General features: G+C 49.5%; 16 protein-coding genes and 1 other annotated feature. Of the genes, 13 read left to right on the forward strand and 3 right to left on the reverse strand.

Going from position 1 to position 17,584, the window contains the following annotated elements:
* Positions 1-122: 122 nt before the first annotated feature.
* From MTR82_RS01220 to MTR82_RS01275, 12 genes are all read left to right on the forward strand, one after another.
* Positions 123-992, forward strand: coding sequence for an aspartate carbamoyltransferase catalytic subunit (locus MTR82_RS01220; protein ID WP_052654449.1), 870 nt, complete (start codon positions 123-125; stop codon positions 990-992).
* Between the two features lie 2 nt (positions 993-994).
* Positions 995-2,272 (forward strand): dihydroorotase, encoded by a 1,278-nt coding sequence (locus tag MTR82_RS01225; protein WP_246807436.1) that lies wholly within the window; start codon positions 995-997, stop codon positions 2,270-2,272.
* Positions 2,269-3,366 (forward strand): carbamoyl phosphate synthase small subunit, encoded by a 1,098-nt coding sequence (locus tag MTR82_RS01230; protein WP_246808541.1) that lies wholly within the window; start codon positions 2,269-2,271, stop codon positions 3,364-3,366. Before MTR82_RS01225 ends, MTR82_RS01230 begins: the two co-directional genes overlap by 4 nt.
* The gene (carB, locus tag MTR82_RS01235; RefSeq protein ID WP_246807437.1) at positions 3,359-6,547 is read left to right on the forward strand and encodes a carbamoyl-phosphate synthase large subunit; all 3,189 of its coding nucleotides are present in this window, start codon (positions 3,359-3,361) and stop codon (positions 6,545-6,547) included. Before MTR82_RS01230 ends, carB begins: the two co-directional genes overlap by 8 nt.
* The gene (locus tag MTR82_RS01240) at positions 6,544-7,311 is read left to right on the forward strand and encodes a dihydroorotate dehydrogenase electron transfer subunit (RefSeq protein WP_246807438.1); all 768 of its coding nucleotides are present in this window, start codon (positions 6,544-6,546) and stop codon (positions 7,309-7,311) included. The genes carB and MTR82_RS01240 overlap by 4 nt, the downstream gene beginning before the upstream one ends.
* The gene (locus tag MTR82_RS01245) at positions 7,308-8,222 is read left to right on the forward strand and encodes a dihydroorotate dehydrogenase (RefSeq protein ID WP_246807439.1); all 915 of its coding nucleotides are present in this window, start codon (positions 7,308-7,310) and stop codon (positions 8,220-8,222) included. The genes MTR82_RS01240 and MTR82_RS01245 overlap by 4 nt, the downstream gene beginning before the upstream one ends.
* On the forward strand, positions 8,219-8,905 hold the full coding sequence (gene pyrF, locus MTR82_RS01250) for an orotidine-5'-phosphate decarboxylase (protein ID WP_246807440.1): 687 nt from the start codon (positions 8,219-8,221) through the stop codon (positions 8,903-8,905). Before MTR82_RS01245 ends, pyrF begins: the two co-directional genes overlap by 4 nt.
* On the forward strand, positions 8,905-9,531 hold the full coding sequence (gene pyrE / locus MTR82_RS01255; protein ID WP_052651154.1) for an orotate phosphoribosyltransferase: 627 nt from the start codon (positions 8,905-8,907) through the stop codon (positions 9,529-9,531). The genes pyrF and pyrE overlap by 1 nt, the downstream gene beginning before the upstream one ends.
* Before the next feature lie 127 nt (positions 9,532-9,658).
* Complete coding sequence (locus MTR82_RS01260; RefSeq protein WP_246807441.1) at positions 9,659-10,981, forward strand: D-serine ammonia-lyase; 1,323 nt, start codon at positions 9,659-9,661, stop codon at positions 10,979-10,981.
* A gap of 33 nt (positions 10,982-11,014) precedes the next feature.
* The gene (locus MTR82_RS01265) at positions 11,015-11,293 is read left to right on the forward strand and encodes a hypothetical protein (RefSeq protein ID WP_052651160.1); all 279 of its coding nucleotides are present in this window, start codon (positions 11,015-11,017) and stop codon (positions 11,291-11,293) included.
* Positions 11,294-11,359: 66 nt separating this feature from the next.
* Positions 11,360-11,564 (forward strand) — a binding site (T-box leader).
* 49 nt (positions 11,565-11,613) lie between these two features.
* Positions 11,614-13,299 carry an arginine--tRNA ligase gene (gene argS / locus MTR82_RS01270; protein WP_425023534.1) on the forward strand — a complete coding sequence of 562 codons (1,686 nt, stop codon included), beginning with the start codon at positions 11,614-11,616 and terminating at the stop codon, positions 13,297-13,299.
* 70 nt (positions 13,300-13,369) lie between these two features.
* Positions 13,370-13,771, forward strand: coding sequence for a VOC family protein (locus MTR82_RS01275; protein ID WP_246807442.1), 402 nt, complete (start codon positions 13,370-13,372; stop codon positions 13,769-13,771).
* Positions 13,772-13,843: 72 nt separating this feature from the next.
* On the opposite strand, the gene MTR82_RS01280 is transcribed toward MTR82_RS01275, so the two are convergent.
* The 3 genes from MTR82_RS01280 to MTR82_RS01290 form a co-directional block, all read right to left on the reverse strand.
* Positions 13,844-14,521, reverse strand: coding sequence for an amino acid ABC transporter permease (locus tag MTR82_RS01280; RefSeq protein ID WP_052651166.1), 678 nt, complete (start codon positions 14,519-14,521; stop codon positions 13,844-13,846).
* Between the two features lie 20 nt (positions 14,522-14,541).
* On the reverse strand, positions 14,542-15,390 hold the full coding sequence (locus MTR82_RS01285) for a transporter substrate-binding domain-containing protein (RefSeq protein WP_246807443.1): 849 nt from the start codon (positions 15,388-15,390) through the stop codon (positions 14,542-14,544).
* Positions 15,391-15,528: 138 nt separating this feature from the next.
* Positions 15,529-17,193: an Rqc2 family fibronectin-binding protein gene (locus MTR82_RS01290; RefSeq protein ID WP_246807444.1), complete on the reverse strand. Its 1,665-nt coding sequence runs from the start codon at positions 17,191-17,193 to the stop codon at positions 15,529-15,531.
* A 130-nt stretch (positions 17,194-17,323) separates the two neighbouring features.
* On the opposite strand from MTR82_RS01290, the gene MTR82_RS01295 reads away from it, so the two are divergent.
* Positions 17,324-17,584 carry an extracellular matrix/biofilm biosynthesis regulator RemA family protein gene (locus MTR82_RS01295; RefSeq protein ID WP_052651172.1) on the forward strand — a complete coding sequence of 87 codons (261 nt, stop codon included), beginning with the start codon at positions 17,324-17,326 and terminating at the stop codon, positions 17,582-17,584.

Raw genomic sequence — 17,584 nt, forward strand, 5'->3', positions numbered from 1 at the left:
GAATGTCCAGAGAGGCATGGAAAGGTTTGGATCATGGGCTTGCTATGCCCTTATTTCCTCACACCTTCCTGCCCCTTGGAAGGTGTTTTTTTATAGCTGAAATGAGGAAAGGGCGGATGAACATGCCGGACGTATTGACAATGAACACCTTAGACAACGAAACCATTATGCATCTGCTGAAGCGTGCAGGCGAATTCAAGAGCGGCAAAAGCCAGCCGCTAAGCGGAACGGTCGTGAACTTGTTTTTTGAACCAAGCACCCGGACGAAAATGAGCTTCGAGATGGCGGAACACAAAATGGGCTTGACGGTTCTGCCTTTTGAAACAGCGTTCTCGAGTGTGTTAAAAGGAGAGACGCTTTACGATACGGTCAAAACGTTCGAAGCGATCGGCGTCGATGGTGTCATCATCCGCCATGAAGAAGAAGCGTATTACGAACAGCTTGCTGGCTGCAGGATTCCGGTCATCAACGGCGGGGACGGCTCCGGCCAGCACCCGACGCAGTCACTCCTCGATTTGTTCACGATTTATCAGGAGTTCGGCAAAATCGCTGGCATACATGTAACGATAGTAGGCGATATCGCCCATAGCCGGGTAGCCAAATCCAATGCAGCTGCTTTAGAAAAACTTGGCGCAAACGTTTCCTTTGTCTGTCCGGACGAATGGGGCGGCGGCTATGAGACATCCGAACAGTTCGATGATTTTATTGAAACGACGGATGTGGTCATGATGCTCCGCGTCCAACACGAGCGCCATGCTGTATCCGCTTTGTTTTCGAAGGAGAACTACCACAAGCAATTCGGCTTAACGGAAGAGCGGGAGAAAAAAATGAAAGATTCGGCGATCATTATGCATCCAGCACCCATCAATAGAGGAGTGGAAATTTCGGATTGTTTAGTGGAATGCAGCCGCTCACGGATCTTCAAGCAAATGGAAAACGGCGTCTTTATCCGGATGGCAGTACTGGAATACGCAATGAAAGGGAGAGTTTGACAATGGACTTATTCATCAAAAACGTAAACATGCTGAAAAATGGAGAGCTGGCACCGGCCGCTGTCCGCATCAAAAATGGACGGATTGAAGAAATCGGCGCTGAACTGGCGGCACAAGGAGAACCTGAAATAGACGGCAAAGGCCGCTTGATCGCTCCGGGATTTGTCGACGTCCACGTACATTTGCGGGAGCCGGGCGGCGAGCAGAAAGAAACGATCGAAAGCGGAACGCATGCTGCGGCAAGAGGCGGCTTTACAACGATCAGCGCGATGCCAAATACGCGGCCTGTACCGGATACAAAAGAAAATCTCCAGCATGTGAATGGGTTGATTGAGAAAAACGCCCGGATCCGCGTGTTGCCTTACGCTTCGATCACGATCCGCGAAGCAGGAAAAGAACGCACGAACCTTAAGGAATTGAAAGAGCATGGCGCATTTGCTTTCACGGATGACGGAGTGGGAATCCAGGAAGCCGGGATGATGTACGAAACGATGCTGGATGCAGCAAAGATTGACATGGCGGTTGTCGCGCATTGCGAAGACAATAGCCTCATATACGACGGGGTGATGCATGAAGGGAAGCGCAGCAAAGAGCTAGGGCTAAAAGGCATCCCTTCAATCGCAGAATCTGTACATATTGCACGGGACGTGCTGCTCGCTGAAGCAGCCGGTGCCCATTACCACGTATGCCACGTATCGACGAAAGAATCGGTGAGGGTGATCAGGGATGCGAAACGGGCGGGCATCCGGGTGACAGCGGAAGTGACGCCGCATCATCTGTTAATGACGGAAGATGATATTCCAGGAAACGATGCGAATTACAAAATGAATCCGCCGCTTCGCGCGAAAGAAGATTTAGAAGCGCTCCATGAAGGCTTGCTGGATGGCACGATTGATTTTATTGCAACGGACCATGCTCCGCATACCGTTCAGGAAAAATCGAACGGCATGGAGAAAGCGCCGTTTGGCATTGTCGGATTCGAAACCGCGTTTCCGCTTCTTTATACGCATTTTGTCGAAACGGGTAAATGGACGCTCACGCAATTGATCGATTGGCTGACGGTGAAGCCGAGCCAAACGTTCAGCTTGCCGCACGGCACGATAGAAGAAGGGGGCATTGCAGACCTGGTTTTAATCGATCTTGAGCGAGAAGAAAAAATCGATTCGGAGACGTTTTTATCAAAAGGCAAGAACACGCCTTTCAATGGCTGGGCATGCAAAGGCTGGCCTGCAATGACCATTTTCGGAGGACAAATCGTTTGGCAGGAGGAGGACAAATAATGAAGCGTTATTTAATCTTGGAAGACGGAACGGTATTTGAAGGAACGGCATTCGGAAGCGAAGAAGCATCCGTGGGCGAAGTGGTGTTCAACACAAGCATGACCGGCTATCAGGAAATCCTTTCAGACCCTTCTTACTGCGGGCAGATTGTCACGATGACGTATCCGTTAATCGGCAACTACGGCATCAACAGCGACGATTTCGAATCGATCGAACCGGCTGTCAAAGGAATGGTCGTCCGGGAAGCGGCGGAATTCCCTTCAAATTTCCGCTGCAATACGACCTTGGATGAATTATTCCGCATCAAAGGAATTCCGGGAATAGCGGAAATCGATACACGGAAATTGACGCGGCTGATCCGTTCAAAAGGTTCGATCAAAGGCGTTTTGACAGCAGCCGATGAAGCGGTGGACGTTGTGAAAGTTGTTGAGAAATTACAGCAGACCGAATTGCCGTCTGATCAAGTAGCCAAGGTTTCAACGTCTCGGCCGTATCCGAGCCCGGGACGCGGCAAACGGGTCGTATTGATTGACTACGGCATGAAGCACGGCATTCTGCGGGAGCTCAATAAACGCGATTGCGACGTCATTGTGGTGCCGTATAATACGACGTCCCAGGAAATTCTGGCTTGGGGACCGGACGGCGTCATGCTGTCGAACGGACCGGGAGACCCGAAAGATGTGGAAGAATGTGTAAAAGTCGTCCGTGAATTGCTGGGCGAAGTGCCGATTTTTGGAATTTGCCTAGGGCACCAATTATTCGCCCGAGCGTGCGGCGCAGAAACGTTTAAATTGAAATTCGGCCACCGCGGCGGCAACCACCCGGTCAAGGATTTGACGACGGGACGCATCGAAATCACTTCACAGAATCACGGCTATGCCGTTGACGAAGAGACGCTGCAAGGGACGCGGCTGAAAGTGACGCACCGAGCGGTCAATGACGGAACGAATGAGGGCCTCTGCCATTTGGATCATCCGGCTTTCACCGTGCAATACCATCCCGAATCATCGCCGGGTCCGGAGGATTCCAATTACCTGTTTGACCGTTTCATCGACATCATGAACGCAACTCGAAAGGAGCAGCAATATGCCTAAAAGACAAGATATCCAAAGTATACTCGTGATCGGATCCGGTCCGATCGTCATCGGCCAAGCAGCAGAATTCGACTATGCAGGGACACAAGCGTGCCTCGCGCTGAAAGAAGAAGGATACCGGGTGATTTTGATCAACTCCAACCCGGCAACGATCATGACCGATACGGAAATCGCGGATAAAGTTTATATCGAACCGATCACATTGGACTTTGTCAGCCGGATTCTCCGCAAAGAGCGGCCGGATGCATTGCTTCCGACGCTTGGCGGCCAGACGGGACTGAATATGGCGATTGAACTGGATGAGTCGGGCATTCTGGACGAACTGGGAATCGAAATTTTAGGTACGAAACTGGAAGCCATCCATAAAGCGGAAGACCGGGATTTATTCCGTACCTTGATGAATGAATTGGGGGAACCGGTTCCGGATTCTGACATCATCCATAATATGGAGGAAGCGAAAGCGTTTGTTGAACGCATCGGCTATCCGGTCATTGTCCGGCCGGCATTTACGCTTGGCGGAACAGGCGGCGGCATCTGCCATAACGATGAGGACCTGCAGGAAATCGTCACAAGCGGCTTGAAATACAGCCCGGTTACCCAGTGTTTGCTGGAAAAATCGATTGCGGGCTTTAAGGAAGTCGAATACGAAGTGATGCGGGACGCGAACGATACGGCAATCGTGGTCTGCAATATGGAAAATATCGATCCGGTCGGCATCCATACGGGCGACTCGATTGTTGTGGCGCCGAGCCAGACCTTGTCTGACCGGGAATATCAAATGCTGCGGAATGTGTCACTGAAGATCATCCGTGCACTCAAAATCGAAGGCGGCTGCAACGTCCAATTGGCGCTTGACCCATACAGCTTCAATTACTACATCATCGAAGTCAATCCGCGCGTCAGCCGTTCATCGGCGCTCGCTTCGAAAGCGACCGGCTACCCGATTGCGAAGCTTGCTGCAAAAATTGCGGTAGGGCTTACACTCGATGAAATGATGAACCCGGTAACGGGCCGGACTTATGCGGCGTTTGAACCGGCGCTTGACTACGTGGTCGCTAAAATTCCGCGCTGGCCGTTCGACAAGTTCGAGTCCGCGAAACGAAATTTAGGAACCCAAATGAAAGCGACGGGCGAAGTGATGGCGATGGGCCGGTCATTTGAAGAAGCGATTCTGAAAGCCGTTCGCTCGCTTGAAACCGGCCAATTTCATTTGGAGTTGAAGAAAGCGGAGACGATGAGCGATGAATGGATCGAGAAACGAATCCGCCGGGCTGGCGATGAGCGCTTATTCTTTATCGGAGAAGCACTGCGCCGCGGCGTTTCCATCGAAACGATTCAAGATTGGAGCCAGATTGATCTCTTCTTCTTGAAGAAGTTCGCAGACATCGTCCAATTTGAAAATGTGTTGAAAGCCAACCGGTTTGACCGGGAAACGGCAAAAAAGGCGAAGCGCATGGGCTTTGCGGATAAGACGATCGCGAAGCTGTGGGCAGTAGGAGAGCAAGAAGTCTACAACTGGCGCAAAGAACAGGAATTGATGCCTGTCTATAAGATGGTGGATACTTGCGCAGCAGAATTCGAATCGGAAACGCCGTATTTCTACGGCACATACGAAGATGAAAACGAGTCGATCCGTACGGAAAAAGAAAGCATCATCGTCCTTGGATCCGGCCCGATCCGCATCGGCCAAGGGGTTGAATTTGACTATGCCACGGTGCACTCTGTATGGGCGATCAAAGAAGCAGGCTATGAAGCGATCATCATCAACAACAACCCGGAAACGGTATCGACGGATTTCTCCATCTCGGACAAATTATACTTTGAACCGTTAACGGTGGAAGATGTTATGCATATCATTGAAATCGAACAGCCAAAAGGCGTGGTGGTCCAGTTCGGCGGACAGACGGCGATCAATCTTGCTGAAAAGCTGGAGCAAAACGGAGTGAAGATTCTTGGCACTTCTCTGGAAGATTTGGACCGGGCTGAAAACCGCAACAAATTCGAAGCGGCCTTGCACGAAATCGGGATCCCGCAGCCGCTTGGTAAAACAGCGGTTTCTGCCGAAGAAGCGATTATCATTGCAAATGACATCGGCTATCCGGTATTGGTGCGCCCATCCTATGTGCTCGGCGGCCGGGCGATGGAAATCGTCTACAATGAAAGCGACTTGAGCCATTACATGGAGCATGCGGTCGAAGCAAGTCCCGAACATCCCGTACTTGTCGACCGCTATTTGACCGGGATTGAAATCGAAGTGGACGCCATTTCAGACGGAAAAGACGTACTGATCCCCGGCATCATGGAGCATATTGAACGCGCCGGCGTCCATTCAGGGGATTCGATAGCCGTCTACCCGACGCAGAACATTTCGCAGCAGCTGCTCGATACGCTGGTGGATTATACGGCCCGCCTCGCAAAAGGATTGAACATTGTCGGACTTTTGAACATCCAATACGTCATCTCGAAAGGCGAAGTGTTTGTCATTGAAGTCAATCCGCGCTCTAGTCGGACTGTGCCGTTCATGAGCAAAATCACGGCGATTCCGATGGCGAACATTGCGATGAAAGCGATACTCGGCCACAGCATCCGAGCGCAAGGATTCACGCCAGGGCTCGCACCACTGTCAAAAGGCGTCTACGTGAAAGTGCCGGTGTTCTCATTTGCGAAACTGCGCCGCGTCGACATTACCCTCGGGCCAGAGATGAAATCGACCGGGGAAGTCATGGGCAAAGATTCCACGCTGGAAAAAGCGCTTTATAAAGGCCTGGTGGCAGCTGGTATGGAAATAAAAGACCACGGGACGGTGCTGATGACCATTTCCGATAAAGACAAAGAAGAGGCAATCGGCCTCGCGAAGCGTTTTACAGCGATCGGCTACCACATCATGGCGACTGAAGGGACAGCCAGCACGTTGGAAAGCGCAGGCATCAATGTGTCGACGGTCGGGAAAATCGGTTCAGACGGCCAAACTTTGATCGACGTCATCCAAAACGGCCGCGCCCAGCTTGTCATCAATACGTTGACGAAAGGCAAGCAGCCGGAACGCGACGGTTTCCGGATTCGCCGGGAATCAGTGGAAAACGGCATTCCGTGCCTGACGTCGCTTGATACGGCAGAAGCGATGCTCCGCGTCATTGAATCGATGACTTTCTCTGCGGAGGAGATGGGGGCAGGCGTATGATTCGGCAGCAGCACATGACCGTTGTCAGCCAGCAGGAAATCGCCCATCGTATTTTTGAACTGACGGTCGAAGGAGATCTCGTAAACGATATGATGGCCCCGGGCCAGTTCGTCCATATCCGGGTAGCGGACAGTTACGAGCCGCTCCTCCGCCGGCCGATCTCGGTCGCTTCCTACGATAAGGAAAAGCGCCAATTTACGATGATTTACCGGGCGGAAGGGCGAGGCACGAATTTATTGGCTGAAAAGCGTCCAGGCGATGGCCTCGATGTGCTCGGTCCGCTCGGCAATGGCTTTCCCGTTGAAGAGGCGGCGAAAAAAGCGTATTTGATCGGCGGCGGCATCGGTGTGCCTCCTTTGTACGAACTTTCGAAAGCGCTGAATGGCCGCGGCATTGAAACGGTCCATATTCTGGGCTTTGAAAGCAAAAGCGCTGTTTTTTACGAAGCGAAGTTCAAGGAGCTCGGGGACACCCACATCGCCACAGTCGATGGTTCACACGGAACCGAAGGGTTTGTTACACATATTTTGAACGAATTGCCAAAAGATTTCGATGCCTATTTCAGCTGCGGACCGACGGCCATGCTGGAAGCGGTGCAGTGGGCATATCCGGAGAAAAAAGGGTTCTTGTCTTATGAACAGCGAATGGGCTGCGGCATCGGCGCTTGCTTCGCTTGCGTCTGCCGAACGACAAAAAGCGAAACGGATTACATCAAAGTTTGTTCAGATGGACCGGTATTTCGGGCAGGAGTAGTGATTTCATGACCAATTTAGCGATAAAACTTCCAGGGCTCGAGCTGAAAAATCCGATCATGCCGGCATCCGGCTGCTTCGGCTTCGGAAAAGAATATGCGAAGCTCTATGATTTATCCCAGCTCGGCGCCATCATGATCAAAGCGACGACAGTCGAAATGCGTCTCGGCAATCCGACGCCGCGCGTTGCGGAAACCGCGTCCGGCATGCTGAATGCCATCGGCCTGCAAAATCCAGGGCTCGAAGGAGTCATGGGCTCAGAACTTACATGGCTAGAACAATTCGACGTGCCGATCATTGCGAACGTAGCGGGTACAACGACGGAAGATTACGTGGAGGTCGCAAAGCAAATTTCAACGTCACCGAACGTGCACGCGCTTGAAATCAATATTTCCTGCCCGAACGTCAAACAAGGCGGCATTACGTTCGGAACGGATCCGGATGTGGCGCGGGAACTAACACAAGCAGTCAAAGCGGTCTCTTCTGTGCCGGTGTATATTAAATTGTCGCCGAATGTTACAAATATCGTCTCGATTGCCAAAGCGGTTGAAGAAGGTGGAGCGGACGGCATCACGATGATCAATACTTTGCTTGGCATGCGCCTGGACCCGAAAACCGGCCGGCCGGTCATTGCCAACATTACCGGCGGATTATCAGGTCCTGCCATTAAGCCAGTAGCGCTGCGTATGGTCTATGAAGTGAGCCGGCAGACAGACTTGCCGATTATCGGCATGGGAGGGGTGGCGGATGTTGACGATGCCATCGACTTCCTGTCAGCTGGTGCAAGTGCGGTAGCTGTTGGCACAGCCAATTTCGTCAATCCGTTCGTTTGTCCGGAAATCATCGAAAAGCTGCCTGAAAGGCTGCATGAACTCGGATTTGGTTCGGCAGAAGAATTAATCGGAAGGAGCCACCGCCTGTGAATAAACCCATCATCGCTTTAGACTTTTCTTCAAAGCAGCAAGTGGAAGAATTTTTGGCTCTGTTTGATGAGCCGCTATTTGTAAAAGTAGGCATGGAGCTTTTCTATCAGGAAGGGCCGGAATTGGTGCGGATGATCAAATCGAAGGGCCATCAGATTTTCCTCGATTTGAAGCTTCACGACATTCCAAATACCGTAGAATCCGCTATGCGCGGACTCGCAAAACTGGGCGTCGATTTGACCAATGTCCACGCGGCAGGCGGTTTGGAAATGATGAAAGCGGCGAAACGGGGATTAGCCGGTTCAGCCACTCAATTGATCGCCGTGACGCAACTGACGTCAACAGATGAAACGCTGATGCACGAAGACCAGCTGATTTATGTCAGCCTGGAAGAATCGGTCCTGCATTATGCCAAACAGGCGAAGCGCGCCGGATTAGACGGTGTTGTCTGCTCCGTGCTGGAGTCTTCAGCGATTGCAAGGGACTGCGGAGAAGCGTTTTTGAAAGTAACGCCGGGGATTCGCATTGCCGGAGCCGCGGCAGATGACCAAAAACGGGTGGCGACGCCAAAAGCGGCCAAAGAACAAGGATCGACGCATATCGTCGTCGGAAGAGCCATCACAAAAGCGCAAGACCCGGTTGCGGCATACAGCCAAATTAAAAACGAATGGAGCGGTCGATGATGAAACAGCATATTGCACGCCACTTACTGAATATTGGAGCCGTTGAATTGCGGCCGGAAGATCCGTTCACCTGGGCATCAGGCGTCCAGTCCCCGATTTATTGCGACAACCGCCTTACGATGTCTTATCCGGAAGTGCGAAAAGAAATTGCCAAAGGGTTGGCTGGCTTAATCGAAGAATTTTATCCGGAATGTGAAGTTGTAGCAGGAACGGCAACAGCTGGAATTCCGCATGCCGCTTGGGTCAGCGACAGGCTCGATTTGCCGATGGTCTACGTCCGTTCAAAACCGAAAGAGCACGGGCAAGGCAATATGGTCGAAGGGAAAATCGAGGCAGGAAAAAAAGTGGTCGTCGTCGAAGATTTGATTTCAAAAGGCGGTTCGGTCCTCCAAGCAGCTGAAGGGTTAAAAGCGGCCGGGTTTGACGTGCTCGGCATCGCCGCAATTTTTACATACGATTTGCCGCAGTCGATGGAGGCAATCACTGAAGCTGGGCTTACATTCCATACGCTGACGGACTTTCCAGCGCTCGTTGAAGAGGCGGCAGCGGCTGGAGCGATTCAGGAAAAAGATTTGCCGATGCTTGCTGATTGGCATGAGAATTTAAAAGCGGGAACTTTGACGTAAAGACAGAACTTCATAAAAGCTGGCCGCAGGGGCCGGCTTTTTTGTCGTTCATCGGAAAAATTTGAGGAAACTCATGATTTTTCAGCTGTTTTTTGTTATGGTCTAAACAACAAGGAGGGACGATTTTATGCCTTTTACCCAACAGCAACTCAATGAATGGCAGCAAAATTTTCCGGTAGTGGAGAAAGCGATGTCTTTGGAGCCGCTTTTTTGGCAAAATCCAAAACTGAAAAAAGTGGAGGAACTCCCGCCGCTTCCTGTCTCTAAAAAAGACATGGAGCAAGCCGCCCAATTATGGAGACGCTTTGCCCCGTTTCTTGCAAAAGCTTTTCCTGAAACAAAAGATGGGATCATCGAATCGCCGCTGCGGGAAATATTGGAAATGAAAAAGGCGTTAAATGAGCGGAGTTCGGCAACCGTCCGCGGCGATGTATATTTGAAATGCGACAGTGAGCTTCCGATCGCAGGGTCGGTGAAAGCGCGCGGCGGCATCTTCGAAGTTTTGCAGCACGCAGAAAATTTGGCGATGGATGCAGGGCTTTTAGCTGAAAAGGATTCCTATGAGAAATTCCTTAGAGATGAGTTTATTCAATTTTTTCACCAGTACTCGATCGGCGTCGGCTCCACCGGAAATCTGGGATTGAGCATTGGCATCATGGGAGCGAAGCTTGGATTCCAGACTTCGGTTTATATGTCGGCAGATGCGAAGCCGTGGAAAAAAGAATTGCTTCGGCAAAAAGGTGCCATCGTCCATGAATTTTCAGGTGATTTTAGCGAAGCCATTACAGAAGGCAGAGAGCAGACACGGAAAAATCCGAAAGCTTATTTTGTAGATGATGAAAAGTCAAAGCCGTTGTTCCTTGGCTACAGCGTTGCGGCTTTTCATTTAAAAGAACAATTGGCTCAAGCAAATGTCAGGGTTGACCGCGAGCATCCTCTATTCGTTTATTTGCCTTGCGGCGTCGGCGGTGCGCCCGGCGGCATCACGTTCGGCCTGAAACAGGTTTTTGGCGATGCCGTCCATTGCTTTTTTGTGGAACCGACGCATTCGCCGGCGGTCCTGATCGGCTTGGCTACCGGTGAAAAAGAAAAGGTCTGTGTCCAGGACTTCGGCATAGACAATCGGACAGAAGGGGACGGTTTAGCGGTAGGACGCCCATCCAGTTTCGCTTCTTCCATTAGTGAACATCTTGTCAGCGGCATTTATACAATTGAAGACGAAGAGCTGTTCAAAGGGTTGGCTCTTTTGTCCGACAGTGAAGGGGTCTTCATCGAGCCTTCAGCAGCTGCAGGGCTATGGGGGCCAACCGAATTAGTGAAAACCGATTACTTGCAGAAGCACGAAATAGACGAATCAAAAGCCGTCCATATTGTCTGGGCTACGGGAGGAGCACTCGTACCGGAACATGAACGAGTGCAATTTTACGGAAAAGGCAAAAAACTATTGTAATGGGTTTTTTTGAAATCGAAAGGTGGAGATGGAATGAATATCCTGATAGTAGGAGTGGTGTTGGCAGCGATGCTGTTGCTGTACGCTTCGGTGAACGAACGGTTTAAAACGATGGAAAAGCAGATGGCCGCTATGCGGAAAACCATAGACGCTTTAAGGAAAGGCGGGCCTGTTGAAGACCCGAAAGTCGATGCAGAACTTCGTGAGCTGTTGGCCCAAGGGAAAGATGTACAAGCCGTAAAATTGGCGCGTGAATATCTTGGCCTGTCCTTATTAGATGCTAAAAACTACGTGGACTCTTTAAAGATGTAAATCGAAAAAATTCCAAAATAACTTTGACTCTTTTCCGGTTTTCGCTTAGAATAACAAAAATAACCAAAAAATTCTGTGATGAAGAGAGTAGTTTTGAAGGGAGCGGCAGCGAGTCAGGGGTGGTGGGAGCCTGATAGCCGAATTCAAAATGAAGCGCACTTCTGAGAAACTCCCTGAAATGAAAGTAGGGTGCAGTCGGAGGAATCCGTTATCTTTTTAAGCTGGCCTGTTTGGGCAATCAGAGTGGTACCGCGGGAATCCCGTCTCTAAATTTATTTAGAGGCGGGATTTTTCTATTGTTTTTGAAAAGGAGAGAGAACATGAAAAATTTAGCAGTGTTTGCAATGGCCATCGATGAAAAAATCGAGGGAAAACTGGATTTAACCGGCATCCAACGGCTGATCGAACAGCCGAAATTCGAAGGGCAAGGCGACTTGGCTTTCCCTTGTTTTGTGCTAGCCAAAACAATGCGGAAAGCACCAAGCAAAATCGCAGAAGAACTTGCACCGCTTATCAGCCATCCGTCATTCGAAAAAGTACAGGCAGACGGTGCCTATATCAATGCGTTTTTCCAAAAGAAAGAGGCAAGCAAAGCCATCATCGAGGAGATTATGGCAAAAGGCAGCACGTATGGGCAACATGAATTCGGAAACGGAAAAAATATCGTCATCGATTTTTCATCCCCCAATATTGCAAAACCTTTTTCCATGGGGCATTTACGGTCAACGGTCATCGGCAATTCGCTTGCGAAAATCGCTGAAAAATGCGGCTATCAAACAGTGAAAATCAATCATCTGGGAGACTGGGGGACGCAATTCGGCAAATTGATCGTTGCCTACAAGCAATGGGGAGAAGAAAGCGCGGTGCAAAAAGAGCCCATCAAGGAATTGCTGGAACTTTACGTCCGGTTTCATCAGGAAGCAGAAAAGAATCCGAAGCTAAACGAGGAAGCAAGAAGCTGGTTTAAGAAATTAGAAGACGGCGACCAAGAGGCTAGCAGGCTCTGGCTTTGGTTTAAAGAAGAATCGCTGCAGGAATTCAACAAGATCTATCAATTGCTTGGCGTGTCGTTTGATTCATTGGACGGTGAGGCTTTCTACAACGATAAAATGCAGAAGACGATTGCTTTATTGGCCGAAAAGAATTTATTGAGTGCTTCTGCCGGGGCTGAAGTGGTGGATTTGACAGCGGAAGGCATGCCCCCGCTATTGATCCGAAAATCGGACGGCGCCACTCTTTATGCGACGCGGGATTTGACAGCCGCTTTATACCGTCATGAAAACTATCAATTCGCTAGAGCGTTGTATGTGGTGGGCCAGGAACAGACTTTGCATTTCAAGCAGGTTTTTCAGGCTTTGCAAAAGATGGGCTTTTCCTTTGCAAACGAAATGGAGCATATTCCGTTCGGCTTTATCTTGAAAAATGGCAAGAAAATGTCGACCAGAAAAGGCGGCCTTGTGCTGTTGGAAAAAGTTCTGCAAGAAGCCATTGGGCTGGCAGCAAAAAATATTGAGGAGAAAAATCCGGCTTTGAAAGAAAAGCAGCATGTTGCTGAGATGGTTGGGGTCGGCGCCGTGGTTTTCCACGATCTCCACAACGACCGGATGACGAATGTGGAGTTTTCGCTGCAAGATATGCTTCGTTTTGAAGGAGCGACCGGACCATACGTCCAGTATACGCATGCACGTGCATGCTCAATCTTGCGGAAAGCGGGCGGCCATCATGGGCCGATTGAGGGCTTGTATGATGCGTATAGCTGGCAAGTGGTGAAGCAGTTGCTGGAGTTCCCGGACGTCATTGAAAAAAGCTTCCATCACAATGAACCTTCAGCCATCGCTAAATTTCTGATCGAATTGGCGCAGGATTTCAATAAATATTATAGCCATGTGAAAATTCTGCAGGAAGATGAGGAATTGGGCACCAGATTGGCCTTGGTTTCATCCACCGCCATTGTGTTGAAAGAAGGCTTGAAGCTGCTTGGCATCGGTGCGCCTGAACAGATGTAAAAATAAAGGGTTCGGATGATTTTCGGCGAATAAAACCAGTGAATTGATCAAATCGGAAAGGAGGGATAAAATGGCCAGAAAAGTGAAGGATGTTTTTATTAATTTGCCGGTGAAGGATTTGCAGAAGTCGGTTGACTTTTTTAGCGCATTAGGATTTGGCTTTAATGATGAAATGACTGATGAAAATGCCAGCTGCATGATTATCGGCGATCACATGTATGTCATGTTATTGGTGGAACCGTTTTTCCAAAAGTTTACGAAAAAACAATTAACGGATTCCGCAGCATCCACAGAAGTCATTGTGGCCATTTCTGCAGACAGCAAAGCAGAAGTGGACGAAATGGTCGAAAAAGCCATTGAAGCAGGCGGCGCTGTTTCGAACGATAAAATGGACGATGAGTATATGTATGGCTGGAGCTTCCAGGACCTCGATGGCCATCTTTGGGAAGTCGTGTATATGCCGGAAAGCTGACAATAAAAATGCCTGGAACGTCTGTTATCCAACAGAATGTTCCAGGCATTTTTTCTCGTTCTTCTACTGCTCTTACAAGTAGTCTGCATAGCGCTTTTCCATGTAATTTTGGAAAACGGTCATCACTGAACAGATGGCCCAGTAGATCAAAGCGACTAAGATCAAGAGCGTTAAGAGATCGTATTCACGCGCTCCGACAATCCGCGCTTTCTGGAAAACTTCCGGCACGGTTATCATCGCAGCCAAGGAAGAGGCTTTGATGAGGTCGAGAAACACATTGGAAAGCGGCGGAACCGCAATGCGGACCGATTGGGGCAAAATGATGCGCCGCATCGTCTGCCAATAGCTCAAGCCGAGTGCCGTGGAAGATTCCCATTGCCCTTTGTCGACAGAAGCGAGGGAAGAGCGGAAAACTTCTGCGATATAAGCAGCGCAGTTGATGGTAAAGCCGATAAGCGCCGCCTGCAATGCTGAAAATTCAATGCCGATGACGGGCAACGCGAAGTAAAGCAAAAACAAAATAACCAAAATCGGAACCCCGCGCATAAAGGAAATGTATAGGCGGGCTGGCCATTCAAGAATCTTGAATTTCGAAGTTCTTGCAAGTGCCAGAAAAAATCCAATGATGAGGGCAAGGCCCATACTCACCAGTGAAATCAATAGTGTGTACCAGATTCCTTCCAAGACGTAAGGAAGAGACTCGATCGCAAGCTGTGGGTCAAACAGCAAGCCCCATTCGATGTCAGCCATTCAATATCCTCCTCGCGTGCCTATTCAATATCGGGTTTGACGGAGACATCGGCTCCGCCGAAAAACTCAGCAGAGATTTCGGAAATGGTGCCGTCTTCAAGCATTTCTTCCAACATCTGATTCACGTTGTCCGCCAATTCTTCGTTGTCCTTATTCATGACCAACCCGACTTCAGATGGGCTGTATTTAATATCCGGGTGGATGGTGATGTTCAGCTCCGGGAAGGCCGCAACCCCGAAAGTGGAGAGGTAGTAATCGTTTAAGATGACATCCGTCCGGCCGATTGAGACGTCGCGCAAGTAAACTTCATTTGTTGCATTGTCGTAAGTCACTTCTTCGGCTCCGTAATCACGCGCGATTTCCATATAAATCGAGGTGGAAGCGCCAGCCGCTTTTTTCCCTTTTAAATCTTCCAGGGTTTTGATGCCTGACAGGTCATCTTTTCGCACGACAGCCGTTCCATACGAATATTTGATCGGCGTGGAGAAAATGAATTTGTCCAAGCGGTCTTCGGAGATTTCGATATCGTTCGCTGCCATATCGATTTGTCCGGTGTTGACGCTCGTCAACATTTCATCGAACCCCAGTTCCGTAAATTCAACCTCCAAATCGAGCCGCTCGCCAAGTTCCCGTACGACTTCCACTTCAAATCCCGTCAATTTATCGGATTCGGCATCTCTGAAAGAAGTGGCCAAAAGCGTGCCGGAAGTCGCCACTTTAAGCGAACCTTTCTCCTGTATCTCGTCCCAGGCACTTTTCGTTTCCGCTGTTTCTTCCGTTTGGTCACTGCTGCCGCAGCCAGCGAGTAATCCAAGGGAAAGGACGCCAATAGCGGCCATTCCGTTCTTCAGTGTCAACGCTTTCAACATTATGTATTCCTCCTAATTTTCATTCCTATAAAAGATAGCATGTTAAAGGGGTTTGGGCAATTTGTCTGTTTGCCCAATTAATGGAAGATCGGAACATATAAAAAACCGCAGGCGTTTAATGCCTGCGGTCGGACAAACTTATTTCTTTAATTTAATGACCAGGTCTTCATCCGGTGTGACGAAGACTGTTTTTTGTTCGAAATAAATGACAAATCCCGGTTTTGCACCGTTCGGCTTCTTCACTTGGCGCACTTCGGTGTAGTCAACCGGCACGGAAGAAGACTCGCGGGCTTTGCTGAAATAAGCGGCGATGGCCGCCGCTTCAAGAATCGTCGTTTCGTCCGGGTCGCTGCTGTGGATAATGACATGCGAACCCGGGATGTCTTTCGTATGGAGCCATGTATCGGATTTTGACGCCACTTTGAAAGTCACGTAGTCATTCTGTTTATTATTTTTTCCGACGGAAATCGGTACGCCTGTACTGGATACATACGGTTCGACGGAAGGCTTGGTCGGTTTGTTCTTTTTCTTCGACTTCTGGGCTTTCATGAACCCTTGCTCTGCGAGTTCCTCGCGGATTTCTTCAATATCGGAAATGCCTGCTTGTTGGACCTGCTGCATCAGCGTTTCAAAATAATTGATGTCGTCCACCGTTTTTTCAATCTGCTCTTGCGTCTTGACGAGCGCAGTTTTGGCTTTCTGGTAACGGGAATAGTATTTTTGGGAATTTTCGATCGGCGTTTTCCGCGGATCTAAAGTGATCTTCACTTTTTCATCTGTATAATAGTTGTCCACTTCGATTTCATTCATGCCCTTTGTGATCCGGTGGAGATTCGCCATGATCAATTCACCGTTTAATTGCAATAAATCCCGCTTTTCCGCTTGGTCTTGCTCTTTCTTCAATTTCTTCAATTTCAGTTTCAGCTTTGCCACTTCGTTCTGAAGCCAGCGCTCCAGATCGCCGGCTTGCTGTTTGACCCGGTCGCGCTCCGCTTTCGCAAAATACATGCGGTCCAGGAGTTCGCCTAAATTTTCGAACCGAAGCTCAGTGCCGCCGGTATGGGTAAGCGATGCAGCAGAAAAATAACTTTTTCCTTCGTGCTCTACATAATAGCCGAGAGGCTTAGGCGCGGAGAACGCAGCCAAAAATTCTTCAGCCGCTTTTTGCTTATCGTCTGCCTGCGCCATCCGGTAATGGAGTTCCCGTGCATTCAACGGAGAAAATCCGGCGTACTCGCTGACAATTTCTTTTTCAGTTAGTCCACCCAATTGCCCAGCTGCGCCAAAAGGATCCTTTTTTTCCTGGGAAGGCGGGAAAACATAAGGCTGTCCCGGCAAAATCGTGCGGAACGAATTGACGCTCGGCGGCAAATGCTTCAAGCTGTCGAGAATCATCATGCGCTCTGCATCGACCAAAATGACGTTCGAATGGCGGCCCATCATTTCCACATGGAGTTCGCGTTCGATATCATCACCGATTTCATTTTTTGCTTTGATCTTTAAAATGATCAGCCGGTCCATTTCGTGCTGGACGACTTCTGTAATCACGCCGCCTTCAATATGTTTCCGAAGCAGCATGCAAAACATCGGCGGCTCCGATGGATTGACATTTGCCATGCCTGTCAGATGGATGCGCGAATAGGAAGGATGAATGGAGATTAATAATTTATGGTTTTGCCGCTGTGAACGAATCTGCAATAACAGTTCTAGCTGATTAGGCTGATGAACTTTTGAAATTCTGCCTGACACCAGCTGCTGAAGCTCTGTTGTCATCGCTTTTGTAAATAATCCATCAAATGCCATGAAAAATCCCTCTTTCAAATCGTTTTGTTCTATCTTATCATTTTCACCGCATATTATGATATAATAAGACAGTTAGATAGAAAACGAAGAAGAATGATCAGCTGCAAATGGCGGTGATGGAGTGAAGAAAATGGTGAAGTTCATTTCTCTGGGAGGCGGCAGCGCCGTTTCGGCAAGTCGCATAATCTCTATTGTCGCGCCGGATTCCGCACCGTCGAAGCGGCTGATCCAGGAAGCGCGCAGCAAAGGGTTGCTGGTCGATGCTACTGGCGGAAAAAAGACCAAGTCCGTATTGATCATGGATAGTGATCATGTGGTGATTTCCGCAGTATCTGCAGAAACTGTCATGCAGCGGGCAGAACAAAACGATGACGAGATGAATGAGGGATAA

Origin of the sequence: Planococcus ruber (genome assembly GCF_022819085.1) — a bacterium.
GTDB lineage: Bacteria > Bacillota > Bacilli > Bacillales_A > Planococcaceae > Planococcus > Planococcus ruber.